Raw genomic sequence first — 26,411 nt, forward strand, 5'->3', positions numbered from 1 at the left:
TATCATGATTTAAATGTTGAAATAATATATACTTAGTATATAATTACTCCGTAAAGGAATGGGAGGAGTTTGCAGATGATTCAGATCAAGCATGTGAAGAAGGAATTCTTTCAAGGCCAGGAGCGGACTGAGGTGTTGAGGGGCGTTGATTTGACGGTAGAAGAAGGGGAGTTTGTAGCGGTGATGGGACCAAGTGGCTCTGGAAAAAGTACATTACTTCAGCTGTTAGGCGGGCTTGATCTGCCTACTGATGGAGAGATTTTGATAGATGAGCATCAGTTGAGTGAGATGAATGAGAAAGAGAGAACGATTTTTCGCAGAAAACAGATTGGGTTTGTGTTTCAAAATTATCAGCTGCTGCCTACATTAACTGTCGAAGAAAATGTGGCGTTTCCGCTGCATGCAGATGGACGTTTAACAAAGGAGAATCAACAGACGGTTGTAAAGCTGTTAGAGGCTGTTGGCTTGAATGGACTTGGGCGGAAACGGGCTAGTTTGCTGAGCGGCGGGCAGCAGCAGCGTGTAGCGATTGCAAGAGCTCTAGTCAATCAGCCGTCAGTGTTGTTAGCAGATGAGCCGACGGGGAACTTGGACCGGCATAGAGCGGAGGATATTTTGGCGTTAATGTGCAAGTTCAATCGAGAAAGCAAGCAGACGATTATCATGGTGACGCATGATATTTTCGCAGCAGGATTTGCGGATCGAATCATCCTTTTTAAAGACGGTGTTATTGATCAAGTGATCTCTAGAAAGGATGATGATTATGCTCAGTATGTGGCGAATTTCATGGCGTAACATGATTCAGCATAAAAAGCGGTTCGCCATTTCTGTCTTAGGCATCATGGTGGGGATTGCTTTTGTCACGTCGATGCTCATTGCCGATCGAACGACAAATGATGTGTTTCATTATTATGAGCAAATGTATGTCGCTGATGCAGATTATTGGGTGTTGAGTGATGATCATACGTATGATGAGGAACAGATCTCATCCATTTTAAAGCATCCTGATGTGACAGGATCATTATTAGCGCTGGATAAACAGACGTTTTTTGATGTAGAAGGTGATCACTCTCTTAACCAACGGGCGGTGCGCATTACCGGAGTACAAGATCAAACGAGCTCTTTACTGAAGCTGCCTGTGATTGAAGGGCGTTTGGATAATCAGGGGTTGGTCATACCAGATGTTGTGGCGAAGCTGCTGAATAAAAAAGTGGGAGATACCATTCGTTTTTCTGATTTGGGCGAAGCGAAGGTATCTGCCATTGTGGAATATACACAGCTGCTTTCAAGTCCGAGTGACTGGAAGAGTGCAGAATCATCGAGCTTTCGTGTGATGGCGCCGCTTGATATATTGAGAGACTGGACGGGAATGGATGATCAGCTTTCTTATATGAGATTTCAGACAAATGAAGGCGGGGAACAGCTCTTTCAATCTTTACAGAAAGAGTTCAAGGATGCCGATGTTTTTGTCCAGCCTGTGGTGGCGGATGACCGGCAAAGTAATGACATTGGCGGGTTGTACACGTTCTTTTACCTCATCGCAGGGCTGTCGATGTTTATGAGCGGTTTTATCGTGTTTAATATGATTTATACGAGTGTGATGGAACGGAAAAAGGAATTTGCGATTATGAAGAGCTTTGGTTATACGCAGGGCTCTGTTTCTAAGCTGATGTTGATTGAGGTTTTGATCTTGGCATGTATTGGAACAGCCATTGGGGTGCCGATTGGTGTTTGGCTTGGAGATGTGTTCATGCAAACACTGCTTGGTGTGTTCGCTTTTGATATGGTGTATTCGTTAGATTGGCAAGTGCCTGTTGTAATTTCAGTGATCATTGGTATTGTGTTCCCTGTGCTGTTTTCGTTATTTCCGATCTATCATGCAGGGAAAACGTCTGTGCTACTGACTTTAAAATCCACTACCCAAACTTCTACACTGAAAAAACAATCGGTCATTAGAGCGGTGATAGGGATAGGCTTGCTTTCATTTGTATGGGTGGATCATCCGGCTGCTTATCTTGGCATTTTAGCCAGCATGGTTCTGTTATTCCCATTTTTTCTGCTCTTTTTGAACCGGTTGTTGGCGCCTCTTTTGAAGTTTGTCTTTGGTTACCCGGGCCATCTATCCTCGCAGCATGTCACGCAGCAACTGAATCGAAATGCCAATACGGCGGCGATTCTAGCTGTTGGGATTGCTGTGATCTTGCTTTTAAGTGCGGTCATTGAATCGGCTCCAGATGGCTATGAAAAAGAGATCCGTCAAACGTACGGCGGTGATCTCAGGGTTACCTCTGAAGCGCCATGGACGAAAGCGGATCAAGAAAAGCTGTCATCCTATGAGTCTGTTGAGCGGGTGGAACCGATGATGGAAGCGGCTCCTTTGACATGGGAAACGGCCCATGGAGAGAAAAGACAATTTTCTATCATCGGTGTGGATGAGAAAGGACCTTCTTTTATAGAAGGTGACAATAAAGGCGATTTGTATCAACGATTATCAGAAACGCCTTCTATCGTGTTAGGAGAGCGTGCGTTTGATGAATGGGGTGGGCGTATTGGAGAGAGTGTGTATCTCAATGCACCTTCTGGCCGGCAGCAGTTACAAGTCATTGATGTGGTCAAGACTTCTCATCATTCGGGTTATGTGGCATTTGTCGATCAGACATTTTTACAAAAGGATTTAGGGTGGACGCAGCCCCTTGATATCCTGCTTACGTTAAAAGACAAAGGTGCCGGTGAGTCTTTACGAGATCAGCTATGGGAAGACTTTGGGCAGCGGCTTTCAAAGGTGAAAACAGTAGAGGATGAGATTGAATCAACGACATCGGCTTTAACTGGTATGAACGAGTTAATTTCTATGATGCTCATTTTCATTATTGGGCTCGCGAGCATTGGAACAGCCAATACACTGCTGATGAATACGCTTGAACGTACATCTGAGATTGGCACCATACGGGCGCTTGGGCTGACAAAGCAGCAGGTGAGAAAAATGATCGTCGGAGAAGGTGTGCTCATTGGGTTATCAGGTGTGATTGGCGGCATTTTATTTGGTGTGATTCTTCTATATGTCTCAAGCCAATCTGATTGGCTGGGTGGATTTGTTTCATTCCAATTGCCGCCTGTGCATCTACTGCTGGCAGTGATCGCAGGAATTGCACTTAGTTTAGCGGCTTCGTGGATTTCTAGTGCGACAGCGAGTAAAATAGAGATGATATCATCTCTCAAAGAAGGTTAAATCATATGTCAGTGAAATACGGAATTTTAACATCGCTCTGTCAGCAGCAACATCATGGATATGAATTAAAGCTAGAGCTGGAGTCATTGCTCGGAATAAAAGGAAAAATCAACCCGGGTCAAATCTACACGACGCTTGATCGGTTAATTCGTGATCAATTGGTGACAGCAGTGGGAATAGATGACCAAGATCGAAAGTTGTACGACGTGACGGAAGAAGGCAGACAAGAGCTGGAATCATGGCTGTTGGCACCTGTTCCATATCATGCTGCAAAGGATGATTTTCACTTTAAATGGGGCTGTGCACGGAAAATCAGATTTCATCAAGAAAAAGAAATGCTTCAGCAGCAGAAAGCCGTCATCATGAAAGATGTGATGGAACTCACGAAGCTAAAAACGGAATGTCTTGTGCAAGGTGATGAGAGTCGGTACTTATTGATTTCTGGCACGCTGCTTCATTTAGAGGCTGATTTGAATTGGATTCATCAAATTGAGCATCGGAGCGGGTCATCATTTTAGAGAGGTCTTTCTTTTGAAGAAAGGTCTTTTTTTTGGCTTCGTTCGGAGCATATGCAGATAGGATGGGAAGAAAGTTTGGTATGATAGGTGGAAATTGATTGTATTTTCAGAAAAGGGGTTTGATCAATGAAAACATCACGTAATCCTGAGACCATTCATGCGCCAGTTGCACCGTACATCCATCAAATAGAGACAACAGGGCCGCAGCGGTGGTTAACCTTATCAGGGCAAGTGGGGATGGAAGTCGATGGGACCATCCCAGCGAGCCCGATGGAACAGCTCGAGCTAGCGTTAGAGAATGTAAAACGCAATGTAGAAGCGGCAGATATGAAAGTGGAAGATATAACGAAGCTTGTGTTCTATTTAGTAGGGGAGTTTGATGCCGAGAGTAGAAAACGAATCATGGGTCAGTTTTTAGGGGATCACCTGCCTTGTATGACGATGATTTATGTGGTGGCTTTGGCTTCACCTGCTTTAAAGGTCGAGGTGGATGCATGGGCTTGTCGGGATATGGACTTGATTTAATGATTATCTTGATGAGATAGATAATGAAAAATTTTTGCATAAGGGAAGTATGGGCTAAAAGATTGGGTTTTCATATCCAATCTTTTTTATATTTAGTTCTCTCTAATTTATTGATATAAAAACCTTTTAAGTATATTTTTAGAATATTTTACACAATTCCCCTTACTTCGACATTTTTCATATGGTAATATCAGGGTGCATGGAGATTGGGTCTATTGACACTATGCAAATTTTAAGAGGAGGTTTTACTTATGACAAGAAACCAAAAAGAGTGGGAATCTGTGAGTAAAAAAAGCCTTAAGCGTCCAGGTGGTACTTCAATTGTTAAGGCGGCTGGATGTATGGGGTGCTGGGCCTCAAAAAGTATTGCAATGACACGAGTTTGTGCACTGCCACATCCTGCAATGAGAGCTATTTAATGAATAACATAGGGAGTTAAGCATATATTGCTAGCTCCTTATTCTATAAAAGGGGTGTCTATTTATGTCAAGTAATCAACTAGCAGAATATGATTTACCTGAACTAGCGATTCATTTGCAGCCTCATGGCGCAGTCATGATAGATAGAAAATCAATGTATTATTTTAGATTGAGTGGAAGAGGGGCTCAGCTTGCATTTTTATTATCTAAGAATAAAGACGTGAGCAAAACTGCTCGTATCTGGGAAATCGTTAAAAAGGAAGAGCTAACAGCTGATCAGTTGCGTGAAGAATTGAGTGCCCATCCTTTTACAGAAGCTTGGACACAAGGGTTATTGAATCAACCTATTCAATTTACAGGATCTTTACAGTCCTATTTGCCAATTAGCTGTACTCTCCAATTAACAAACGCTTGTAACTTAGGTTGTTCCTTTTGTTATGCTAGTTCCGGTAAGCCCTATCCTGAAGAATTAACATGTTCCCAGTGGATTAATGTGATGCAAAAACTAGCTGCGCAAGGTGTGGCTGATGTCACTTTAACAGGGGGCGAAGCCAAACTCATAAAAGGTTTCAAAGAAATTGTGATGGTTGCGAGTTCATTATTTACGAACGTAAACGTTTTTAGCAATGGCTTAAACTGGAGACAAGAAGAAGTGGAATTACTCAGTCATCTAGGAAATGTATCTGTACAAATTAGTATTGACGGTACGAGCGACACTCACAATTCCTTAAGGGGAAGGAAAGGTGCTTTTCAGGAAAGTATGGAAACCATCCAGCGGTTAACAGAAGTGAATGTTCCTGTAATTGTTGCAATGACCATCAATGAAATGAACGCTGATCAAGTAGCAGAGGTTGTTGATCATTGTGCAAAAGCAAATGCCTCCATTTTCCGTGCTGGTAAGACATTATCCGTAGGACGTGCTACAAAGAATTTTAAAGCGCTAGAAACTTCGTTTGAGCAGCGTGTTCAAAGCCAGTTACAGCAGGCACGTTCTAAGTGGGGACACCATTTGAATATAATTGATTGGGAGCATGAAGAGAGTTCTTTTACAACTGATTTTTGTACACCGGGTTATTTGGCTTGGTATATAAGGGCAGACGGTTATGTGACACCTTGTCAATTAGAGGATATTCCTTTAGGTCACATTCTAACGGATTCTTTTTCTGATATTGGTTCACCAACACGTCTATTGAAATTGAAATGTGAAGCGAAAAACTGTAAATGTATAGGGAAAGTTGAACTATCTGAGCCAGATCTCCCCTTTGAAAATGAAATGAGAGCAGGCATCGCTCATGAATAGTATGACTTTTATTTTGTGGTCAGGTCTTGGAGTGATAGGGCTCTTCCTGTTTGCGAAGTATAGAGTTTCAACAATAGAATCAAACCTTTTAGATAAAATTGAGGCAAGAAAAGTTGGTATCGATTTTATTAGAGAGTTTGTGGGCATAGACGTGGAAGCTTGGGAGGTATATTCAGTCTATTGGTATGATCATGAAACAGTGAATAAGTTACATCATTTAGGTTTACTTAAAAAAAATCGACATATACTTCATGAAATGGGATTGGTTGAGTCTTGGCGTGTTCGTTTTGTTCACCAAAACCAATCATTCGTGATAGGAGTAAACGCTAAACGGGAAGTGACCTTTTTTTATGCAGATGTAAGGCAAACTTCATTATCTAAAAAAGACGGTCAGATTTCACTAGAAGGTTTAAAAGATCAATTGACTTGTTCTTCAAAGGGGTTATGGGCTAAGACAAAACCAACTGGTTCTGGTTCAAAAGAAGAGGATTTTCGTGAAATTAAAACATATTGGTATCTTGCTGAAAAGGAAGATATCCGACTTAAGGTAACAGTTGAAATGCAATCTGGTGTGATCACTTATATAGGCACAGATACAGAGATTTTAACGGATCAGATGAATAAAGTAATAAGAGATGAACAAGTTGAGTCTACTTTTGGTCTCTCAGGTATGTTAGGATCAGCTGCTGCGATGATCATGGCTATATTAGTTTTAGTTTTAATGAATGTTCAAATTCACCTCACATTAAGTCTTATGCTGGGTTTCATGATTGTACTAGTGCAATCTCTGACAATTAAGGAGGATATACAGTTAACGATAGTAAATGCTTACGATGCTAGGATGAGTGTTCAAACTGTTAAATTACTTGGTATACTCTCTACTTTGTTTGCAGGATTATTGACAGGATTTGTAGTATTTATATGTTCATTGGCAGGAGGCGCTCTTGCGAATGAATTAGAAATGAAATTTTTAGATGAAATCGTTGGACAAACTTTTATTGGTCTTAGCGCTGGGTTAATTAGTCTAGGCATCACATCACTGGTCTTTTACCTGTTAGAGAGAATGAATAAATTACGTATTTCTCCGGAACTATCAAATAGAAGTATGTTTTTATCTGGATTTACTTTAAGACAAGGGCTTAATATGAGTCTGCAAAGTTCTATAGGGGAAGAAGTAATATACCGACTCTTAATGATTTCTCTTATATTTTGGTTTAGTGGGAATGCGATATTGTCCATTTTAATATCATCTTTTTTATGGGCAATTATGCATCAGGTCACTGGGTATGATCCAAGATGGATTCGCTGGGCGCATCTTTTTGTTTTTGGATGTTTTCTTGGTTTTCTTTTTATGCATTATGGATTTATTTGTGTACTGGCGGCACATTTTATTCACAATTTTGTGCTCGTTTGTATGCCCTTATGGCAATTTAAACTTCAAAGATATCTACATACCAAAAAGCCTCAGCATACATCACTCTAATAAAAGGGAGAGATTTGATGCCATTCATGGAGGTTCAGAATGTAAGCAAACGATATAGCAATGGTGATGGGATAGAGGATCTTTCATTTTCCGTTGAAGCAGGGGAGGTTGTGGCGCTGCTTGGGCCTAATGGTGCGGGGAAGACGACAACCATTCGATGTTTAACAGGTCTCTATCAACCTGATCAAGGGGAAATACTCATAGAGGGATTTCCTCCTGGTCATTCCCATGTCCAAAAACAAGTAGCTCTTATTCCAGATCAGCCATATTTGTACCCAGATTTAACGGTTGCTGAACATGTTCAATTCCGTGCAAGAGGCTATCATAAAGGTTTAAAACAGATCAAAGAAAAGGTATTTGAGGCGTTGAAAGAAGTACATATCGAAATGAAGATGAACGAATTGTGCGGAAGGCTTTCAAGAGGTCAAAAACAGCGTGTCGTCTTAGCAGGGGCCATTGTGCAAGATGCCTCCCTTTTTATTTTAGATGAGCCGACTGTTGGGTTAGACATTCCTTCAAAACAATGGCTGTCAGATTGGCTGATACAGAAGAGCCTTCAAGGTGGTTCGGTTCTTGTGTCCACTCATAGTCTAGAGTTTGTTCTTGATACGGCTAGTAGGGTGATATTGATTCGAGACGGTGCCATCATGAAAAGTATCGCTGTTCCTAAGCGGCAGGAAGAACAAATGAAGTGGCGGGCAGAAGTCATTCAACTTCTAGGGGAGTGGTCTAGTGAATAACACGCTTTCCCTTTTATGGATGAAATCCCAAAGGCGCTTGATCAGTAAAAATCAAGAAAAGAAAATGCCCTTTTTGATCTTGCTGCTTATGATTGCTGCCATTGGTTTTCAGCTGAGCGCAGTCTCAAGTATGGGCGATTGGAATGCGAGTACAGCTGGATGGTTCATTGTCGTTTTATTTGTTCTTTATACTGGCTTTGGTTTGTTTTCGAATCGATTGCCTAGTCAGATGAACGATATCATGTGGTTGTATGGAAGTGGTGCTTCCTTATGGACGGTTGTGATGAGTGTATGGGTATATCACATTTTTTGGCGATGTGCTCTTCTCATTGTTTCTGCTGTGATGGCTGATATCCTCCTTCTTTGTTTAACGAAGCAGTACTTTTTTCTACTTGGTAAATCACTCCTGTTAACAGCGCTGTTATGTATGATCGAAACATGGATGATTGCGGTATCTTGTGCAAGAACCATTCAAGTATATAAGCGAGTGCTCTTCATTGGTTTTATACTGATGTTTGGTTGTCTTTCATTGCTTATTATGAATCAATTGATATTGAAACAGTCGTCAATGATGGAGATATCTGCTTCTTTTATGTATCAAGTCGGACGCATGATAGTGGAGTTTTCATTCATTTCTGTATTGATATTACTTGGAATGATGATTTTATCTTTCATGATGATGTACAGGTCGAGTCATCGTATAGAGATGATGGAGTCGTTAGTCAAAGAGGCGGCATTTTGGGAGGAATTTGAGGGGAAACAGGTTCATGCAAATCCAATAAGTCCAAAGAAAAGCAAGACGTGGTGGGGGCTTTCAACATTAACGGGCATCTGGGCTTTCCTTTGGCTAGAAATATTGATGATCAAAAAGTATGCTACCTTCCATCTGTTATCTACCATGCTGTTGATCGGTACTTATTATGTCGTCAGTTCTTATTTTTCAGATTGGTTGACTCTATTCTTTCTGGTCATTGGTGCATCTGTCCTGCTCAGTTCATATTACGCGGGGATTGTAAGACACGGGCAAACGGGATTGCTGTATCTTTTTCCGGGTGCTTTATATCAAAAAATTCTTCTATTGGAAGTGTGTCAAACCTTTTGGTTGTATGGTGTCTACTTGATTTCTCTTATCTTGTTAGAGATTCATGATGTATTGTATTGGGCCATTTATGGGGTAGGGGTTTATATTTGGTTTTTGACCATACGGCTCTTTGCCTTTACGCAGCCTTTGAGACGAGAAGCGAGTCTTTCTTTGGGCATCTATTATCGATCATTGCTCATCGGATCTGTCATAAGTGCTGCGGTCATCATTGGGATTCATCTGTTCACTGAGGGCTGGTTTACAACGATGACATGTGTATTTGCTGGATGTGTATGTTATGTGATTTGTTATCGATGCCGTGGGACTCATTAAAAAGAGGAGTTGATTGTCATGAAACCAGAAGATAAGCTATCCCAATCGGTTCAACGTTTAGTCAATACGAATGAAGTAACAATCGTTCAAGCCATGGGGGAATTAAGGAAATCAGGAAAAGAGGCAGTGCCAGTGCTTGTTGAAGCCTTAAAAGAAGAGGGTTCTTTGCGGAATATTGCAGCAGCGGTTCTTGGTGAATTTGGAGCAGATGCAGGGGATGCAGCAGAAGCTCTTGCTAAACTGTTAGAAAGTGAAGAAGAGGAGACAAGAATGGCGGCGGCGATCTCACTCATGAGAATTGGTCAGCCTAGTTTGCCATTTCTTCTGTCTTTGGCAAAGCGTTATGAGGGTCCTACTTGTTTTTGGGCATCGTGGTGCATCTCTTGGATTGACCCATCAAAAATCGAAAAAAATATGTACGAGTGCCTAAAACAGGAACAAGAGAATCCATCAGGAAATGTGGCCCCTTTTGCCGCAGAAGAGGCACTAGGAAAAATCATCGCTTTTCAATTAAAAGAAAAGGGGGATGAGTAGTGGAAACGCAAATACTTAAATGGCCTGAGCACCTTCCTTGGATTCATTCTTCACATCAGCGGTGTTTACCTGAAGAGCATACTCAGCTTCTTTATTTTTGGTCAGTTAACTGTCCGCATTGTGAAGAATTAACCGACCACATTCTACATATTGTGGATCAGTTGAGTATCCATTTAACCTGTGTCCATGTTCCATATACGGAAGAAGAAAAATCGATAGAGGTTGTTTCGAAATATGCGGAGGAAAAGAATCTCATTGCTCCCATTGTGTTGGATCAAGATTATGAGATTGTCACAAAATATAAAATTCAAGGATTGCCAAGTTTTTGCCTCATAGATAAAGAGGGACAATTAATTGATCGGAAAATGGGAGATACCGGCTGGGAAAAGATATTAAAAAAACTAGAAAAACGATCATAATTAGAGTTATGGAGGAGAGCGTTTTGTTTCAATCAAACCAAGAATTAAAAAAAACGGTGGTCTTTTATGCAGGTGTGGGAGCTGTTTTGCTGATTCTCATGATGTTGACATGGCTGCCGGTTTCTGCAGACTGGGAGTTGCCGTTGATTTTGTTTGGATTGGGGATTTTGTTTTATGTGAAGCGTGTGCTTTTTAAAGAAGAAAAAGATCATAAGGCATAAGTTTTCTACCGAGGTGATCTAGAAATGTACAGTTGATGAAAGGTAAGTAATAAAAGGTTGGATGTTGAATCCAACCTTTTATTACTTCCTGTATTGAGTTTAAAAACAAGGGAATGCTTTTATATTCTCAGAGCAGTGTTTGAATCAAATTTTAAAAATCCAATGTCCTCCATGTATTTGAAATAGCGTTTGATTAAATGATCATCCATAGGGGGATAGGTCATTCCATGTGCTTGGAGAACCGTTTGAGTATTTGTTGAGTCAAAGTGCGCCATGTTTTCGTATAGTTCCCAGACTGTTTTGTCTTGTTCTACCTTTTCAGTGAGCATTGGAAGAAATGGCGTAAGGGCGTTGTCTGCGTTTTGATCGCTTGCTTGAATGAGAGCTTCTACCCAAGCGTTATATGCTTTCTTTTCTAATGGATAGCCTATTTCTTCTATTATTTTTTGGAAAAACTCACTTAATTCCATGCTTTCTTCTTGAGGTGGAACGAGGTGATAGGCTTTGCCGAAGTTGGCTGGATCCTTGCATATGGTTGTAATGGCTTTTGAAACAAAGTCGACGGGTACGAATTCTTTTCGTTGATTCGGTAGCTCACCGTAAGCCTTTAATTGGATGCATCCTTTGATTAGTCTCGCCATGTAATCCTCTGTATTATGAACGCCTGTTTGACTGTCGCCCATGATGAAGCCGGGGCGAAGGACTGTGATCGGCACGCCACGTTTTTTTGCTTCCCACATGATTTTTTCTGCCACCCATTTACTTTGAGAGTACCCAATGTCCTTTTCTACAATAGGAAGATAAGCATCGATGGATGTATCTTCAAAAAGAACGGTCGTGCCATCTAGATACCCGGCAGGTCCGAATATGGCAATGGTCGATAAGAAATGAACAGGCTTTACCTGTTCTGTGCAGGCGAGTTTGATGATATTTTCTGTGCCGGTGACATTTGTATCCTTGTGCATGTGATAGGGCTGAACGTAATTGACTTTTGCTCCATTATGATAGATGGCATCAATGGTTTGGGCGAGTTGTTGAAATTCCTCTGTTGAGAGCCCTAGTTGAGGCTTGTCCAAGTAACCTACAATCGGTTTTAATTGTTTCAGATAATGTTCGTCCCATAGGTGATATTTCTCCATATTTACTTGTATTCTCTGTCTTGCGTGCTGTTTGTCTCTTGCTCTGATCACACAATAGATTTGGATGGAGGGATTCATTCGAACAAGCTCTTTAATGAGATAAGCGCCTAGAAAGCCGGTTGCTCCTGTTAATAACACGGCATTCTGCTTAAAGGATTTAGAATCGAATAGGTGCTTTGGCTGAATCTTTTCATCTAAAAATCCCTCTGATGTGAGCTGTTGTTTCGGCTCAGGTGTTTGATTTTGTAGCATACGATGAACTTGTTGAATCGTAGGATGTTCATAAAGGGTGCTGGCAGGTAGTTCAACGTGTAATGTTTCCTGCATACGCATTAAGGTTTTGGCGGCAAGGATGGAGTTTCCTCCTAAGTCGAAGAAGTGATCGTTTGTGCCAATGGGCTCTACCTTTAATAGGTCTGTCCATATTTCACAGAGTGCTTCTTCGGTTTGATTGGTTGGTGCGACATATTCAGTTTGCAGTTTGGGTCTGTCGAAATGATGTCTTGGTAGTGCTTTTCGATCGACTTTTCCATTTGTGGTCGTAGGGAAGTTTGTCAATAGAACATAATGTGCAGGGCGCATGAAATCAGGGAATGTTTTCTTTGCATAAGTTTGAATGGTATATAGATCCCATGTCTTTTTGTTGGACGGAATGATGTATGCAATGATGCGTTTATCCCCAGGTGTAACCTCTGTGGCTGTCACCAAACAAGATTTAACGCTTGGGTGCTGGATCAGCACATGTTCAATCTCGCTAAGCTCAATACGAAAGCCTCTAATTTTGACTTGGTCATCCTTTCTACCAATATATTCAATAAGACCATCAGGTTGTTGTCGAACTAGATCCCCTGTTTTGTAATAGGTTCTTCCATCCCGTTTAATGAAACGTTCCTTTGTCAGGTTTTCCCTTCGCCAGTAGCCTAATGCTAGTCCATCTCCTGAAGTGATGAGTTCCCCTATTTGTCCTTGAGAGACAGATTCACCTTGTTCATTTGTGATGTCAATGACGGTTCCTGCTACAGGTCTGCCAATCGGTATACTGACTAGCTCATCCCATGTGTTTGGCAGTTGAAAAGTTGTTGTGAAAATTGTATTTTCTGTCGGGCCATAGCCATTAATGATGGTCGTATTTGGGAGCTCTTTTAATGCTTGTTGAACGATTTGAGGGAGACATGACATCTCCACCAGATACGATGTATTTAAGCGATTTGACATCGTTTAGGTGTGACTCCATCATCAAGTTGAACAATCCAGTAGTTAAAAAAAGAATGGATACATCATAATTTTTAATGGTTTGACTGACGAGTTCAGGAGTCAGTTTTCCAGAAGGAGGAATAGCGAGTGTCGCTCCATTTAATAATGCGGACCATATTTCAAATGTAGAGGAATCAAAAGAGATAGTAGATAGTAAAGCCAACGTATCAGAAGAATCAATGGACAGAAAGGAAGGGTTATGCGTTAGGTGCATAATACATCTCTGTGTAATGACAACACCTTTTGGTTTTCCTGTTGTGCCAGAGGTATACATGATGTATGCAGCATTAGAAGATTTGACATCAAAGGACGGGTTTGACGTTGATTGTGTAAGGATGAGATGTTTTTCTTTATCTAAGTAGATAGTAGGAATAGGCAAGGGGGTCAGGCTTGGAGTGACATGTGATGTTGTGAGTAAAAAGGATAGTTCGGCATCTTCAATCATAAATTGAATACGTTCACTGGGGTAATTTATATCTATAGGCACATAAACGGCGCCTATTTTGGTGATAGCCAGAATAGAGACAATCAATTGTGGTGATCTTTCTAAGGCTAGACCGATATGAGAAGCTTTCGTTACGCCCATTTTGATAAGATAATTGGCATACTGGTTACTTTGTTTCTCAAGTTCAGCATATGTGATGTTACGATGGTGGCACGCTAAAGCTGTATGATGCGGTGTGCGAGTGGCGTGGTGTCTAACGATATCAGATAAATTTTGATCATTCATGATGATATTCCCCCTCTAGAATTTGATAGATTAGGAATGTTATTCCTAAATCCACCCAAAGTGTATATGAAGAAATATTCAATGTCAATGAAGGGTATATTCACAATAAAATGTAAAATTTATATAATAATTGAAATAATATGAAGATATATTGTGCTATTTAGAGATAAAATGTCAGGGACCCCCGGATTTTTCCTTGAATGAGCGTTTTGTTGATCAAGATGAGGTGAAAATAGGGGGAAATTGAATCATAAGATAGGTTGGATTCACTGATGGGATGACAGATCACTTTTTTAGGGAAATATATATACGTATTTCAAAAGAATTTGGTAAAATATATAGGTATATCTTAAATTTGTTATATGTTTAAGGAGCTGTCGTGTTGAAGGAATCTAGGGTTGAGTTTATTGATAGTTTACGTGGTTTTAGTTTATTAGGTATTTTGATTGTGAATATGCTTAATTTTCAATATGATTATGATTTTGAGAAGATGTTTGATCCGAGCATATGGGGACAGGAGTTTGGGGTATATGTGACGGAGATCTTGTTCCAGGGGTCATTTTATCCGATTTTCTCCTTTTTGTTTGGGTATTCTTTTATCAAACTGATTGAATCTACAAAGGCCAAGGGGCTGAATACGAATGCCATCGTCGTTCGCCGCGGCTTTGGTCTTATTGTGCTTGGGATGTTGCATTACATATTCATTTGGAATGGTGATATTCTCTTATATTATGGAGCATGTACGTTTTTCTTGATGATGTTTTTAAGCAGCCGGATCAAAACAATGCTGATTTGGTCAGGTGTGTTAGGTGCTTTGTCATTAGTGGTTTTACCATATCTGATGACCTTTGTGTATGGAAATGATGATTTATTAACTGATGTGTATGCGAAGGGTGCATACGGTGATATTTTATTGAGCCGGGTGACGATTGAAGACGATATGATGATTGTGACCATTATTATGGCGATCGTGACCATTACGATGATGCCGATCTTGGGTTTTCTATTCGGTACGATCATGGTGGGGCCATTTGCACTGCTTGGCATGGCGATCGGGAAAAAAGGTCATCTGACAGAAGAAGATCGAGGGATGGCGTATCGTAAAGGCTGGGTTTGGATGATTATCATCGGGCTCGCTTTAAAATGTGCAACGTTCAGTGATGCTCCTTGGAGTGAAATGGTGTTGACGTTAGGAGCCTATGTCCTGACGATCGGTTATATTCAAGCTTTTATTGTCTTTTACTATTCAAAGGCTGCACAAGGGTTGAAACGTCTGCTTGCAGGACTGGGCCGATTGTCTTTATCAAACTATTTGGCTCAATCTATTATTTGTACAACGATTTTCTATTCTTACGGACTTGGTTTATTTGGACAAATGGGCTCAATGTTTGGATTGCTGCTTGCTGTCGGACTTTACACAGCACAGCTCTTCATCAGCTATCTCTATTTGAAAAAATGGAGAAGAGGGCCTGTGGAATGGCTTATGGGAAAATGGGTATATTGGAGATAAATTGATTTGTTGAGGAACCGCATGGCTGAAGAGCTGTGCGGTTTTTTAGTTGGATCGCATTCAAAAAAGTTCATAAAAGGAGTTGAATATTTTTTCAGTGTGTATATAATGTATATATAGTGTATATACAATATTTCATTGCGAATACCAGTACAGAAAAAAGAGGTTTTTATATGCAAATTACGATTTCTAACCATTCTAAGGAGCCTATCTATGAGCAGATTACGACGCAAATCAAATCGTTGATCTTAACGGGGGAGCTTGCAGAAGGTGCAGCCCTGCCGTCTATCCGAAAGCTGGCGAAGGATTTACAAATCAGCGTCATCACAACAAAACGTGCATATGAAGAGTTAGAGAAGGCAGGATTTATTTATTCGATTGTCGGTAAGGGGTCATTTGTTGCCGAGCAAAACCTAGAGGTCATGAGAGAGAAAAAATTGAAGGTGATTGAGGAACAGCTTGGAGCGGTTGTTACAAACGGCAAGGAATTAGGCTTATCTTTCGATGAATTGCAGCAGTTATTAAAGTTCTTATATGAGGAGTGAGATAGGTGGAACATGTGATTGAATTCAAAGACGTGTCAAAACGTTTCAAGGACTTTGCCGTTCAGGATCTGAACTTACAAGTGAAGAAAGGCTTTGTCACAGGGTTTATTGGGGAAAATGGTGCCGGTAAGTCAACCACCATCAAAATGATCATGAATCTATTAAGGCCGGATGCGGGTGAGGTCAAGATTTTTGGATTAGATTATCACACGCATGAAAAAGAAATAAAGGAACGAATCGGGTTTGTTTACGATGCCAATGTGTTTTTTCCGGGGCTGAATTTAAAGGACATCAAACGTATTGTCGCACCTGCCTATAAACGCTGGGATGATAGGCTATTTTATCAATATATTGAACAGTTTGGCTTGCCGCTTCATAAAGCGATTAAAACATTTTCAAAAGGGATGCAGATGAAGGCATCGCTTGCGATTGCGCTGTCGCATCATGCCGAGCTGATTATTATGGATGAACCAACTGCTGGGCTAGATCCGGTCTTTAGAAGAGAGCTGCTCGGCACGTTACAAGAATTGATGATTGATGGAAACCGAACGATTTTTTTCTCAACGCATATGACGACTGATTTAGATCGCATCGCGGATTATATTGCGTTTATACAAAATGGAAGATTGGTCTTTCAACAGTCGATTCATGAGGTGGCGGAGAATTATGCGCTGGTGAAGGGGAGCCTGGATTTGCTGGATCGAGACACAGAAAAGGCGTTTATCCATATTCAGCGTACGGCAGCCGGATTTGAAGCATTAACAGATCGGATTGATGAGGTGAAACTTATTTTTGGGGATGCTGTTGTGATTGAACCGGCGTCGCTTGAGGATATCATGTTTTATTTGAAAGGCGGGGTTGCGCATGTTTCATTTAATTAAGCGTGATGTGATTTTGCAAAAGAAGCAGTTACTTATTTTTATTCCGTTTATCTTATTTTTCATTTTCATGGATGTCCATCCAGTATTAACGTTTCTAGTCGCTAGTGTCTTCATTCCATTTAACACATATGCTTATGATGAGAAGGCAGAAACGAATATTCTATTAAATTCCTTGCCCTATACACGTAAAGAAATTATCGCATCACGTTATCTTGGCGCCATTTTCTATATGAGTATTGCGATCGTGCTGACAAGTGCTGCATTATTTGTGTTTGGGAAGCTGTTTTCGCTGTCAGATATTGCGATTGGCAGCGGGTTGTTTTTATTGTTCGCAGCATGTACGTTTCCATTGTTTTATATCTTAAAGCCTGGCTATATCACAACGGCAGTGATCATTGGCTTTATCGTATTATCTGCTATGGGACCGCCTGTTGTTTTCTATTTAGCAGAGCAATTCAGTGGGATCACTGATTTTATCATGAATTTATCGATCCCTATTGTATATACGGGGTCAACTGTACTGATTATGCTCATCTACTTGCTGTCTTGGGGACTTTCTACTGCGATTTACCAGAGGAAAGTGTTTTAAATCAGATGATCACATCATTTATAGAGAATCATTCATTTTGAGGTAGGCCTTTCAAAATGGATGATTCTTTTTTGCATCCGGTGAAATTGACATCCAGCAGAAAACAGGTTATTGTTATTTAACATAATGTTAATTATTTTTAACATTATGTTAAATAAAACATCCTTTAAGAAAGGAATTTGAAATGGAGATTAAAAATAGAATGAAAGTATTACGGGCAGAAAAAGACTGGACACAAAAGAATTTGGCAGAGAAGTTAGGTGTGACTCGTCAAACTGTGGCAGCGATTGAAAATGGTAAATATTCTTTGTCTTTAAAACTAGCATTTCAAATTGCGAGAACATTTGAAGTTGATTTATATGACGTTTTTCAAGAGGTCGACAAGGAGGAACAACAGCGATGATGACAACGATCATACTTTATTCTCTGATTATCCTTTCTATCTTAAGTACGGTCTTTCAATTTAAGAAAAGCCGTGAATATAAACAGGATGAACGGGGCCAATTTATTTTAGCGAAAGCCGGAAGTTTTTCAATTGTAGGTGTGGCATTAGCCTATATATTGGTTGCTGTCATTCAAGCTTTTGTTCATGAATTATCATCTCCAACAGAATGGTTTTATATAGCGATTACGTTTATGTATGTATCAAGTGTTTGCGCAAATACAATTGGCATTATCTATTGTGAAAGAAAATACTAATCTTTCATCTGCGGATGCAAGCTAGGGTACTTCATCATGAAGGGAAGAAAAAATATTGAAAAAATTACTGAAAATAATGCTGATTGCTCTATGTACCATTCTGACTGTCTTGGTTGTATTTGTAGCAAGTGTTTATGTTGTTAATCTAATTAGTAAGGAAAGAGAACAGGGGAAAATAGAAGCTTATGGGCAAAAGGTCTTGGTGGATGGGAAGCAGATGAATGTGCTCATTCAAGGCGATGGGAAAGAAACGATTGTCCTTCTCCCAGGCTATGGAACTGCTTCACCCGTGCTTGATTTTAAACCGTTAGTCAAGGAGTTATCGCCATATTATAGAGTCGTTGTGATTGAACCGTTTGGTTATGGTTTAAGTGACGACACAGATAAAGTAAGGACAAGTCAAAACATTGTGGATGAGATTCATGAATGTTTGCAGAAACTTAACATTAAAAAATATACGCTGATGGGTCATTCGATTTCTGGCATTTATGGATTAGAATATGTGAATCAATACGAAAAAGAAGTCCAAGCCTTTGTCGGCATTGATACGAGTGTTCCTAAACAGGAAACGGATGAATTGCCGGTTTCTAGCTTGCAGCTGCTCAATCAATCTGGCTTTTACAGATTGTTATTGAAAGTGAATCCAGATCAACTGGTGATGCCTAACGTGGATCAACAAACGAAAGATCAAATCAAAATGCTGACCTTCCGAAATTTCTTGAATGAAAGCCAAGCGAGTGAGGCGGAAAATTTCACAAATAACTTTAAAAATGCAGAGCGTTTACATTTTCCTAAGCGTCTCCCTGTTGTTTTCTACCTAGCGGATCAAACGGAGGAAGAAACACCAAGCTGGAAACCAATGCATGAAGAGCTGCTGAAAAATGTAGACCACGGAAAAGTCGTTACTTTCAAAGGCGGCCATTATTTGCATCATACGAAATCAAAAGAAATCGCAGATGATGTGAGGGAGTTTCTATCGAACAACGAGCGCTCACGTTAGCGTTCTTCCCCCTCTGCTTCTGTTTGAGTTGAACAGATGAAACATCGCAATTTTGATCAAAACGAGTGAACTGATTTGTTTTATGATCAAGAAGAGGTGAGGGAGATGATGTATAGTCGGGTGACGCAAGAGGTGATTTCTTATTTGGAGTCGCATTTGATGGATGAGCTGTCGCTGAGACAGGTGCCTGAGAAAGTAGGATATTCACATTTTCATTTGCTGCGTGTGTTTAAACGAGAAACCGGGCTGTCGATGGGGGAATATGTGCGGAAACGAAGATTAGCTACGGCTGCACAGCTTCTTTTGTATACGGATCAGGGGATTTTAGACATCGCTTTTTCGTTACAATTCCAATCGCAGGAAGCCTTTACGCGTGCTTTTAAGCATTTGTATTCCTTACCTCCCGGAATGTACAGGTCCATGATGAGAGACATGCAAATGAAAAAGGAGGAAGATTCGATGACATTACATGAAGCAGTACCTGGCTGGGGTTTGAGTGGTTCACATCCGCATATGTATGAGATGGGTGTTGATACAGCAGAATTTCATACGGGAAAGCAATCAGGTGTTTTATCATCTAAAGAAGGCGTACAAGATGGACAGTTTGCGACGATGATGCAAGGGTTTCAAGCAAAAGAGTATACAGGCAAGCGGTTGAAGCTCTCTGCTTTCTTGAAAACAGAGAATGTATCTTCAGCAGGAATTTGGATGCGGGTAGATGACGGAAAGGGTGATACGGTGCAGTTTGATAATATGCAGAATCGACCTGTGACAGATTCTACGGAATGGAATCAATATGCGATCGTATTAGATGTTCCTACGCGCAGTGAATCCATTCATTTTGGAGTGCTGCTCAGCGGTCATGGAACAGTCTGGGCTGACGGTTTTCGATTTGAGGAAGTGAATGAGAAAACACCTACGACAAATATGGCGGAGTCTTCGGCTCTGCCAGATGTGCCGATGAATTTGCATTTTGAGCTTGAGGAGACCGTGTGAGCGGTCTTTTTTTGTTGTATACAAATCTGCATGAACCGTTTATAATGAAAAATATAAATAAACATACCGACGGTCGGTATGTAAAAGGGGGCGTTTGAACTGGCGCGAAATAAGTATCCAGAAAAGACGATGCAGCAAATTTTGGACGTGTCGACAAAGTTGTTTCAGGAAAAGGGATTTGAAAAGACAAGTTTGCAAGATATTATCCATGAATTGAATATGTCTAAAGGGGCTATTTATCATCATTTTAAATCGAAGGATGAAATATTACGCGGCGTGATGGATCGGCAGTTTCGTTATGCAACCGAGAAGCTTGAGGAGTTAATTGAGCATACGGAGGCAGCTCATGCGAAAGAGAAGCTGCAGCTTATCCTGGAGCAGCTTGTGGCAGACCCTCAGTCTCATTCGATTGATGGGATCTTGGTTGATCAGATGAAAAATCCGCAATTTGTGATTGAAGGCATGAAGACAGGTGTCAATCAGGATGCTTTGAGAATCAAACAGTTAATCATTGAAGGGATTGAGGATGGTTCGATGGAAACTGCGTTTCCTGGTGAAGTGGCAGAAGTATTTTTGCTTCTTGTGAATATATGGTTGAATCCCACATTGTTTGTACGCAATCATGAAGAAACTGTCCAGCGTTTGTGTTTTTTAAAGCAGATGATGAAGGGTCTTGGCGTGGATATTGTGAGTGATCTATTTATTCAAAAGGTGACAGCGCACTATGCTGAAATTAGCGGGTATGATCTGCCCGAAAGATAAAGAATGCCAACTAATAGGAGGATGACGTATGATTCATTTTATGAAGGTTGAGCTAAGAAAAGGCCACATGAAGCAGTATATTCAAGCTAGTTTTATCGCGAGTATTGTGCTGCTAGTATTCATCTATTTTATTGCGTTTGCTGCAAAAATTGAACGCGAACCGGGTTTTCAGCAATATACGAATATTTATTTGTTAACGAGTACAGTATGGATGATCTTTTTTTCTATCATCACAGCTATGCTGTATTGGCGTGTAGGCAAGACTGTTGATCAGGAACGCACATCCAATTCAGTGAGATTCCTTTCTCATATGATATGGATGGTGTGCCTTTCAACGTTTGCGATGATGTGCAGCATCATTCCTTCATTTGTTGTGTTTAGTGTGTCTGAAATGTTCTTCCCTATTGTTCATGATACGCTGACGGCAGGTGCTCTGTTTCAATTGATGAAAACATTCTTTATGTTGATTGTTTGTGTTCAAGCGATTGGTTTGATGGCGATGAGAATCGGGTTGAGGAAGAAATCTGTTTTGATGACCGTCCTGACTGCAATTGTTTTATGTGCTGTTTTAGGAAATATATCGCTGGCTATTTATGGAAATGATCAATTGAACCTCGTCCTGTCAGGAGTGATGATCTCGGCAATTCTCATTGTGATCTTGGAATTATGGAGCCGCATCGGCCGGCTGCAAACGAGGTAATTCATGATGGGAAAAGGTTGGAGGCATGTGAAGCATACGGTTCAAATTGAAGAAGCAATAACGGAACTTTCGTTAAACTGGCTGGTGGGAGATGTTCGCCTTTATCACCATGAACATCCTTATGTATTGATGAAGCAGACCACCAATCACGTTTTTCCCCATCGGTATTTACTGCATCATCAAGTGCAGGAAGGCAGGCTAGTCATTCAAGATAAAAGAAAACGAGCGATCAGCTTAGGGCTTCATCTTCATCAAACGAATTTGGAGATTTATCTCCCTCAGGCACAGTTACAGTCCTTGTCTATTCATTGTAAAGGAGCAAATCTATTCTTGGATGGACTGAAGGTGAAGGAGGCTGAATGCCAATTGATTTCTGGAAAGTCCATGTTTACGGGAGAAATCAAGCATCTGCGCTTGCACACAGTGGGTGGACTTATCTCTAGTCAACAGCTCAACACGCAAACATTGAGGCTGCGTAGCACTTCGTCAAAAGTGGAGATGGTAGGTGCTTTTTCAGATATTGATCTGAATTTAATAGGCAGAAGGGTACAGATACATTCAAAGGCCATGCTACATTCGCTCAAATCGACGTCAACTGGATCATCTGTCAAAGTGGCGATTCCGGAAAATGATGGATTTATTTGTTATGTGAAGAAAAGATCAGGTACTTTTCACATTGACTTTCCATGTATTGATGATCAGGAGAAAATGATTTATAAAAATGGAGGGAAAAGCTTTGAGGTGGATATAAGGGGCGGTTCTTTTCTATTAAGTGATGGTCATTGAAGCGATGTTGATCCTCTAATTCGATATATCAATATAAAATAATTTGAATATCTTCTTATGTCAGAATATTTTGCTAATATTGTTTTCCTCAAAAAAACAATTGTTTTTTAAGGGTAGATTTATTATGATAATATACATCGAAAGATTGAAGATTTTGAATCAGAATGAAAATTCTGATTTTTTATTTTTTATGTTGTTTGTTGATGAGGGGGAATAGAAGTGGCTCAAAAGGAATTAAAGAGAGGGTTAAGTGCTCGTCATATTCAAATGATCGCGCTTGGCGGCACAATTGGTGTTGGCTTATTTATGGGGTCAGCTAAAGCCATTCAATGGACAGGTCCATCGGTTCTTCTAGCGTACGCAGTGTGTGGTATTTTTATCTTTTTTATTATGCGTGCGATGGGAGAAATGTTGTATCTTGAACCGAGTACGGGATCGTTTGCTACATTTGGGCATCAATATATTCATCCGCTTGCGGGGTATATGACAGCTTGGAGTAACTGGTTCCAGTGGGTCATTGTTGGAATGTCTGAGATTATCGCCGTAGGCGCTTATATGAAATATTGGTTCCCGGAGTTACCGGCGTGGATTCCCGGATTAATCGCCATGATCATTTTAGGTGCGGCCAACTTGATTTCGGTTAAGTCATTCGGTGAGTTTGAATTCTGGTTTGCGATGATCAAGATTGTGACGATTATTTTAATGATCATTGCAGGTTTAGGCATTATTTTCTTTGGGTTTGGCAATGGTGGAACAGCGATTGGTTTGTCTAACCTTTGGGCGCATGGCGGATTCTTTACAGGTGGATTTACCGGTTTCTTGTTTGCATTGTCTCTAGTGATTGCTGCCTATCAAGGGGTAGAGCTTATTGGGATTACTGCAGGTGAGGCGCAAAATCCGCAAAAGACGCTGACAAATGCCATCAAAAGCATCATCTGGCGTATTTTGATTTTCTATATCGGTGCGATCTTTGTCATCGTGACGGTGTATCCGTGGGATCAGCTGAATACGCTCGGTAGTCCTTTTGTGGCGACGTTTGCGAAAATTGGAATTACGGCGGCAGCAGGTATTATTAACTTTGTTGTCATTACAGCAGCGATGTCCGGCTGTAATAGTGGAATCTTCAGTGCGGGACGTATGCTTTATACATTAGGTGTGAATGGACAGGCACCTGCTTTCTTCACAAAAATTTCGAAGAATGGTGTACCGTATTTTGGGACATTTGCTGTGCTGATTGGTTTAGCAGTTGGGGTGGTCTTGAATTATGTTTCTCCGCCAAACATTTTCGTTTATGTGTATAGTGCAAGTGTCCTTCCTGGAATGGTGCCTTGGTTTGTCATTTTGATTAGTCATATTGGCTTCAGAAAAGCGAAGGGGGCAGCGCTTGATCAGCATCCGTTTAAGCTGCCGCTTGCGCCATTTTCTAACTATTTGACAATCGGATTCTTGCTGATGGTGCTTGTGTTTATGCTGATTAATCAGGATACACGAATTTCTCTTATTGTAGCAATTGGGTTCTTGATTTTAGTGGCGCTTAGCTTTTTTGTATTTGGAATTGGTAAACGAAAACCGATTGAAACAGCTTCTTCTGATCAAACGGTGAAATAATCAAAAGCCTTGCGGAGTGGACCCGCAAGGCTTTTGTCGTTTACAGAGAAGCTTTGACACGCTGAAAGACATCTGGAAAGTTGGTGAAAAGACCGGTGACGCCGTACTGCAAAAGCCGTGTCATATCTGCCTCGCTATTGACTGTATATGGGTGAAGGAGGAGTCCATGGCTTCTGACCTGCTGTACATTTTCAAGTGTCAATGCTCTAAAATTCGGTCCGATCCCCACTGCATACGTTTTGATGAAGTCGAGCTGATCATCTGTAATAGACGTCATTTGCGCTCTATCTAATAGCTGTACTTTTGGAAGCCGAGGGGCGAGTTTCTGCAATTTTAATAGACTTTCTTGGCTGAAAGATTGGATGATGACCTGCCCTTTTCTCGTATGTTTTCCAAGAAGATGATGTTTCTTTAAGACGGCCAATAGCTTTTCTTCCATTTGTGGATAGATGTCTGGTTTTTTGGTTTCAATATAATAATTTTCTCGTTTACCGAAGTAGCGTAATACCTCATCTAATGTGAGGACTTGCTGTCCAATATAGTGGGTATTTTGTTTGTCGGGGTTGGCTTCGTTAAACCATGCACCGGCATCGAGCTGTTTGATTTCGGCAAGTGTGAGGTCTTTGACCCAGCCTGTTCCGTTTGTCGTCCGGTCAACCGTTTCATCGTGCATGACGATGAGGTGTCCATCCTTTGTCATTTGAAGGTCGAGTTCGAGGTAATCTGCATTCATCTTTGTGGCGAGCTTGTAGGAAGCCAGGGTATGCTCTGGGGCATACCCTGATGCTCCGCGGTGTGCAACGGTTAAAATGCGATCTGGAGATAAAAGATGTTCATGTGCCGATATGGTGGTCGGCACCCAACCAAAAGACAGTAAAGCAAAAGAGAGTAACACGAAAGCAAGTAATCTACTTTTCTTCATATTTTATCCTCCTTTTACGGTAACTGCCTCCATCATAAGAAATAGATGTAAAGGGCATGTTGGGCGGAGATGAATCTTTTATGTGATTTTCATTAAGCTTGCTCTACGCGTTTTCCTGTATTCCATGTCATGGCGAGGAACACAATCGCAAGGATACAAGAACCAACTAGTAAAATGAAACCTCCTGTCCAGTCATAGTGATCGACGACGACGCCCATCATGGCATTAGCAAAAGCAGAGCCACCAATATACCCAAAGAATCCTGTCAGCCCGGCAGCAGTGCCAGCGGCTTTTTTCGGAGCGAGATCAATGGCTTGCAGTCCAATGAGCATGACGGGTCCGTAAATTAAAAACCCGATGCTGATGAGGGCAATGTTATCAACCATTGGATTGCCAGCAGGGTTTAACCAGTACACAAGAACCGCAATTAACACGCCAATCATAAAGAGGACGCCAGCAGGTGCGCGGCGGCTTCTAAAGAAGCGGTCACTAATCCACCCGCACAATAATGTACCAGGGATGCCTGCATATTCATAAAGGAAATAAGACCAGCGTGAATGCTCTGGTGAGAATCCTTTTGCTTCTGTTAAATAGGTAGGTGCCCAGTCTACGACCCCGTAACGGACAAAGTACACAAAGACGTTGGCAATGGCGATATACCAAAGGAATTTATTGTTGAGTACATATTTAAACAAAATCTCTTTTACTGTTAATTCTTTTTCTTGATCTTCATATTGTTGTGCCGGATAGTCATTTCGGTATTCTTCAATTGGCGGAAGACCAGCGGATTGCGGGGTGTCCCGTACGAGAAGAATGATGACGAAGGAGACGATAATGGCAATGATGGCAGGGAAGAAAAAGATACTTTTCCACGTCGCAAACAAAACAATTCCTAATGTAATAAGCGGTGCAAGAATCCCCCCGCCGATATTGTGAGCGACGTTCCAAATGGACATTTTCGTTCCACGTTCACTCACCGAAAACCAATGTGCCATCGTTCGTCCGCATGGCGGCCACCCCATTCCTTGAAACCAGCCGTTTAAGAACATGAATAAAAACATGATCCATACACTGGATGTCACCCATGGAAATGAGACAAATAGAATATTGATAAGAGCTGATAGAAAGAGTCCAGCGGCTAAAAAGTATCTTGGGTTACACCGGTCTGAGATCATTCCCATAATGAATTTACTAAAGCCATAGGCGATTGAAACGGCCGCTAATACAAAGCCTAATTCACTTTTTGTGAACCCCTCTTCCTGTAAATAAGGGATGGCAAATGCGAAATTTTTGCGCAGCAAATAGTAGCCCGCATATCCGATAAAGATTCCCAAAAAGACTTGCAGCCGCAGCCGTTTATAGGTTTCGTCTGTTTTGGCATCATCGAGCCTGTCGATATGCGGAGCGGGTTTAAACCATTTGAACATAAACATCCTCCTCTTGTAGATATGACTGAAACAAAAGTACGAGGTCTGTCTTTGATCTTGT

At 40.9% G+C, this 26,411-nt stretch carries 28 protein-coding genes; 24 read left to right on the forward strand and 4 right to left on the reverse strand.

The features are described 5' to 3' along the window. Positions 1 to 75: 75 nt before the first annotated feature. The 12 genes from MHI41_RS01115 (at position 76) to MHI41_RS01170 (ending at position 10,802) form a co-directional block, all read left to right on the forward strand. Positions 76 to 795, forward strand: coding sequence for an ABC transporter ATP-binding protein (locus tag MHI41_RS01115; RefSeq protein WP_342494449.1), 720 nt, complete (start codon positions 76 to 78; stop codon positions 793 to 795). Next, a complete protein-coding gene (locus MHI41_RS01120) occupies positions 764 to 3,229 on the forward strand; it encodes an FtsX-like permease family protein (protein ID WP_342494450.1) in 2,466 nt (821 codons plus the stop codon). The genes MHI41_RS01115 and MHI41_RS01120 overlap by 32 nt, the downstream gene beginning before the upstream one ends. A gap of 5 nt (positions 3,230 to 3,234) precedes the next feature. Further along, complete coding sequence (locus tag MHI41_RS01125; protein ID WP_007498534.1) at positions 3,235 to 3,747, forward strand: PadR family transcriptional regulator; 513 nt, start codon at positions 3,235 to 3,237, stop codon at positions 3,745 to 3,747. A gap of 126 nt (positions 3,748 to 3,873) precedes the next feature. Further along, positions 3,874 to 4,272, forward strand: coding sequence for a RidA family protein (locus tag MHI41_RS01130; protein ID WP_138824920.1), 399 nt, complete (start codon positions 3,874 to 3,876; stop codon positions 4,270 to 4,272). Between the two features lie 251 nt (positions 4,273 to 4,523). Further along, a complete protein-coding gene (gene skfA / locus MHI41_RS01135; RefSeq protein ID WP_017366484.1) occupies positions 4,524 to 4,691 on the forward strand; it encodes a sporulation killing factor in 168 nt (55 codons plus the stop codon). 64 nt (positions 4,692 to 4,755) lie between these two features. Beyond that, positions 4,756 to 5,991, forward strand: a complete 1,236-nt coding sequence (skfB, locus tag MHI41_RS01140) for a sporulation killing factor system radical SAM maturase (RefSeq protein ID WP_008343919.1) — start codon at positions 4,756 to 4,758, stop codon at positions 5,989 to 5,991. Then, a complete protein-coding gene (locus MHI41_RS01145) occupies positions 5,984 to 7,474 on the forward strand; it encodes a type II CAAX endopeptidase family protein (protein WP_057078687.1) in 1,491 nt (496 codons plus the stop codon). The genes skfB and MHI41_RS01145 overlap by 8 nt, the downstream gene beginning before the upstream one ends. A 17-nt stretch (positions 7,475 to 7,491) precedes the next feature. Continuing rightward, on the forward strand, positions 7,492 to 8,214 hold the full coding sequence (locus tag MHI41_RS01150) for an ABC transporter ATP-binding protein (RefSeq protein WP_282834035.1): 723 nt from the start codon (positions 7,492 to 7,494) through the stop codon (positions 8,212 to 8,214). Next, entirely contained in the window at positions 8,207 to 9,628 is a 1,422-nt protein-coding gene (gene skfF, locus MHI41_RS01155) for a sporulation killing factor system integral membrane protein (RefSeq protein WP_282834036.1), read from the forward strand. The genes MHI41_RS01150 and skfF overlap by 8 nt, the downstream gene beginning before the upstream one ends. An 18-nt stretch (positions 9,629 to 9,646) precedes the next feature. Beyond that, entirely contained in the window at positions 9,647 to 10,162 is a 516-nt protein-coding gene (locus MHI41_RS01160) for a HEAT repeat domain-containing protein (RefSeq protein WP_008343915.1), read from the forward strand. Further along, entirely contained in the window at positions 10,162 to 10,581 is a 420-nt protein-coding gene (locus MHI41_RS01165) for a TlpA disulfide reductase family protein (protein WP_024719128.1), read from the forward strand. The genes MHI41_RS01160 and MHI41_RS01165 overlap by 1 nt, the downstream gene beginning before the upstream one ends. A 23-nt stretch (positions 10,582 to 10,604) precedes the next feature. Then, positions 10,605 to 10,802 carry a hypothetical protein gene (locus MHI41_RS01170; RefSeq protein ID WP_019744074.1) on the forward strand — a complete coding sequence of 66 codons (198 nt, stop codon included), beginning with the start codon at positions 10,605 to 10,607 and terminating at the stop codon, positions 10,800 to 10,802. A 119-nt stretch (positions 10,803 to 10,921) separates the two neighbouring features. Here MHI41_RS01170 and MHI41_RS01175 read toward each other — a convergent pair whose 3' ends face one another. Together MHI41_RS01175 and MHI41_RS01180 are read right to left on the reverse strand one after the other, a co-directional pair. Further along, entirely contained in the window at positions 10,922 to 13,156 is a 2,235-nt protein-coding gene (locus MHI41_RS01175; RefSeq protein WP_342494451.1) for a thioester reductase domain-containing protein, read from the reverse strand. Then, entirely contained in the window at positions 13,056 to 13,925 is an 870-nt protein-coding gene (locus MHI41_RS01180) for an AMP-binding protein (RefSeq protein ID WP_342494452.1), read from the reverse strand. Before MHI41_RS01180 ends, MHI41_RS01175 begins: the two co-directional genes overlap by 101 nt. 382 nt (positions 13,926 to 14,307) lie before the next feature. Here MHI41_RS01180 and MHI41_RS01185 point away from each other — a divergent pair, with 382 nt between their 5' ends. The 12 genes from MHI41_RS01185 (at position 14,308) to MHI41_RS01240 (ending at position 24,001) form a co-directional block, all read left to right on the forward strand. After that, entirely contained in the window at positions 14,308 to 15,435 is a 1,128-nt protein-coding gene (locus MHI41_RS01185; protein WP_336619537.1) for a DUF418 domain-containing protein, read from the forward strand. Between the two features lie 173 nt (positions 15,436 to 15,608). Further along, the gene (locus MHI41_RS01190) at positions 15,609 to 15,980 is read left to right on the forward strand and encodes a GntR family transcriptional regulator (protein WP_017366490.1); all 372 of its coding nucleotides are present in this window, start codon (positions 15,609 to 15,611) and stop codon (positions 15,978 to 15,980) included. A 5-nt stretch (positions 15,981 to 15,985) separates the two neighbouring features. Next, positions 15,986 to 16,861 carry an ABC transporter ATP-binding protein gene (locus MHI41_RS01195; RefSeq protein WP_282834037.1) on the forward strand — a complete coding sequence of 292 codons (876 nt, stop codon included), beginning with the start codon at positions 15,986 to 15,988 and terminating at the stop codon, positions 16,859 to 16,861. Further along, positions 16,845 to 17,450, forward strand: a complete 606-nt coding sequence (locus MHI41_RS01200; protein ID WP_035390634.1) for an ABC-2 transporter permease — start codon at positions 16,845 to 16,847, stop codon at positions 17,448 to 17,450. Before MHI41_RS01195 ends, MHI41_RS01200 begins: the two co-directional genes overlap by 17 nt. 184 nt (positions 17,451 to 17,634) lie before the next feature. After that, positions 17,635 to 17,853, forward strand: coding sequence for a helix-turn-helix transcriptional regulator (locus MHI41_RS01205; protein WP_029575486.1), 219 nt, complete (start codon positions 17,635 to 17,637; stop codon positions 17,851 to 17,853). Next, positions 17,850 to 18,149, forward strand: a complete 300-nt coding sequence (locus tag MHI41_RS01210; RefSeq protein WP_017366494.1) for a hypothetical protein — start codon at positions 17,850 to 17,852, stop codon at positions 18,147 to 18,149. Before MHI41_RS01205 ends, MHI41_RS01210 begins: the two co-directional genes overlap by 4 nt. Before the next feature lie 55 nt (positions 18,150 to 18,204). Next, complete coding sequence (locus tag MHI41_RS01215; RefSeq protein ID WP_019744068.1) at positions 18,205 to 19,149, forward strand: alpha/beta hydrolase; 945 nt, start codon at positions 18,205 to 18,207, stop codon at positions 19,147 to 19,149. A 105-nt stretch (positions 19,150 to 19,254) separates the two neighbouring features. After that, positions 19,255 to 20,145 (forward strand): AraC family transcriptional regulator, encoded by an 891-nt coding sequence (locus tag MHI41_RS01220; RefSeq protein WP_282834038.1) that lies wholly within the window; start codon positions 19,255 to 19,257, stop codon positions 20,143 to 20,145. Positions 20,146 to 20,274: 129 nt separating this feature from the next. Further along, on the forward strand, positions 20,275 to 20,907 hold the full coding sequence (locus tag MHI41_RS01225) for a TetR/AcrR family transcriptional regulator (protein WP_342494453.1): 633 nt from the start codon (positions 20,275 to 20,277) through the stop codon (positions 20,905 to 20,907). Positions 20,908 to 20,935: 28 nt separating this feature from the next. Further along, complete coding sequence (locus tag MHI41_RS01230) at positions 20,936 to 21,607, forward strand: bacitracin ABC transporter permease (protein WP_281215605.1); 672 nt, start codon at positions 20,936 to 20,938, stop codon at positions 21,605 to 21,607. A gap of 6 nt (positions 21,608 to 21,613) precedes the next feature. After that, positions 21,614 to 22,393 (forward strand): DUF4097 family beta strand repeat-containing protein, encoded by a 780-nt coding sequence (locus MHI41_RS01235; protein ID WP_282834039.1) that lies wholly within the window; start codon positions 21,614 to 21,616, stop codon positions 22,391 to 22,393. A gap of 219 nt (positions 22,394 to 22,612) precedes the next feature. Beyond that, a complete protein-coding gene (locus MHI41_RS01240) occupies positions 22,613 to 24,001 on the forward strand; it encodes an amino acid permease (RefSeq protein ID WP_057078671.1) in 1,389 nt (462 codons plus the stop codon). A 40-nt stretch (positions 24,002 to 24,041) separates the two neighbouring features. On the opposite strand, the gene MHI41_RS01245 is transcribed toward MHI41_RS01240, so the two are convergent. Beyond that, positions 24,042 to 24,923, reverse strand: coding sequence for a glycerophosphodiester phosphodiesterase (locus MHI41_RS01245; protein WP_057078670.1), 882 nt, complete (start codon positions 24,921 to 24,923; stop codon positions 24,042 to 24,044). A gap of 92 nt (positions 24,924 to 25,015) precedes the next feature. Then, the gene (gene glpT / locus MHI41_RS01250) at positions 25,016 to 26,350 is read right to left on the reverse strand and encodes a glycerol-3-phosphate transporter (RefSeq protein ID WP_008343899.1); all 1,335 of its coding nucleotides are present in this window, start codon (positions 26,348 to 26,350) and stop codon (positions 25,016 to 25,018) included. Positions 26,351 to 26,411: the final 61 nt, after the last annotated feature.

Source organism: Bacillus sp. FSL M7-0307, from assembly GCF_038627835.1.
GTDB lineage: Bacteria > Bacillota > Bacilli > Bacillales > Bacillaceae > Bacillus > Bacillus altitudinis.

Coding starts and splice junctions, on each gene's coding strand:
- MHI41_RS01230 (WP_281215605.1), top strand. CDS start 20,936: ATGATTCATTTTATGAAGGTTGAGCTAAGAAAAGGCCACATGAAGCAG.
- MHI41_RS01225 (WP_342494453.1), top strand. CDS start 20,275: ATGCAGCAAATTTTGGACGTGTCGACAAAGTTGTTTCAGGAAAAGGGA.
- skfB (WP_008343919.1), top strand. CDS start 4,756: ATGTCAAGTAATCAACTAGCAGAATATGATTTACCTGAACTAGCGATT.
- MHI41_RS01115 (WP_342494449.1), top strand. CDS start 76: ATGATTCAGATCAAGCATGTGAAGAAGGAATTCTTTCAAGGCCAGGAG.
- MHI41_RS01125 (WP_007498534.1), top strand. CDS start 3,235: ATGTCAGTGAAATACGGAATTTTAACATCGCTCTGTCAGCAGCAACAT.
- MHI41_RS01150 (WP_282834035.1), top strand. CDS start 7,492: ATGCCATTCATGGAGGTTCAGAATGTAAGCAAACGATATAGCAATGGT.
- MHI41_RS01220 (WP_282834038.1), top strand. CDS start 19,255: ATGATGTATAGTCGGGTGACGCAAGAGGTGATTTCTTATTTGGAGTCG.
- MHI41_RS01180 (WP_342494452.1), bottom strand. CDS start 13,925: ATGAATGATCAAAATTTATCTGATATCGTTAGACACCACGCCACTCGC.
- MHI41_RS01205 (WP_029575486.1), top strand. CDS start 17,635: ATGGAGATTAAAAATAGAATGAAAGTATTACGGGCAGAAAAAGACTGG.
- MHI41_RS01120 (WP_342494450.1), top strand. CDS start 764: ATGCTCAGTATGTGGCGAATTTCATGGCGTAACATGATTCAGCATAAA.
- MHI41_RS01145 (WP_057078687.1), top strand. CDS start 5,984: ATGAATAGTATGACTTTTATTTTGTGGTCAGGTCTTGGAGTGATAGGG.
- glpT (WP_008343899.1), bottom strand. CDS start 26,350: ATGTTCAAATGGTTTAAACCCGCTCCGCATATCGACAGGCTCGATGAT.
- MHI41_RS01160 (WP_008343915.1), top strand. CDS start 9,647: ATGAAACCAGAAGATAAGCTATCCCAATCGGTTCAACGTTTAGTCAAT.
- skfA (WP_017366484.1), top strand. CDS start 4,524: ATGACAAGAAACCAAAAAGAGTGGGAATCTGTGAGTAAAAAAAGCCTT.
- MHI41_RS01210 (WP_017366494.1), top strand. CDS start 17,850: ATGATGACAACGATCATACTTTATTCTCTGATTATCCTTTCTATCTTA.
- MHI41_RS01175 (WP_342494451.1), bottom strand. CDS start 13,156: ATGTCAAATCGCTTAAATACATCGTATCTGGTGGAGATGTCATGTCTC.
- MHI41_RS01190 (WP_017366490.1), top strand. CDS start 15,609: ATGCAAATTACGATTTCTAACCATTCTAAGGAGCCTATCTATGAGCAG.
- MHI41_RS01130 (WP_138824920.1), top strand. CDS start 3,874: ATGAAAACATCACGTAATCCTGAGACCATTCATGCGCCAGTTGCACCG.
- MHI41_RS01245 (WP_057078670.1), bottom strand. CDS start 24,923: ATGAAGAAAAGTAGATTACTTGCTTTCGTGTTACTCTCTTTTGCTTTA.
- MHI41_RS01235 (WP_282834039.1), top strand. CDS start 21,614: ATGGGAAAAGGTTGGAGGCATGTGAAGCATACGGTTCAAATTGAAGAA.
- MHI41_RS01200 (WP_035390634.1), top strand. CDS start 16,845: ATGTTTCATTTAATTAAGCGTGATGTGATTTTGCAAAAGAAGCAGTTA.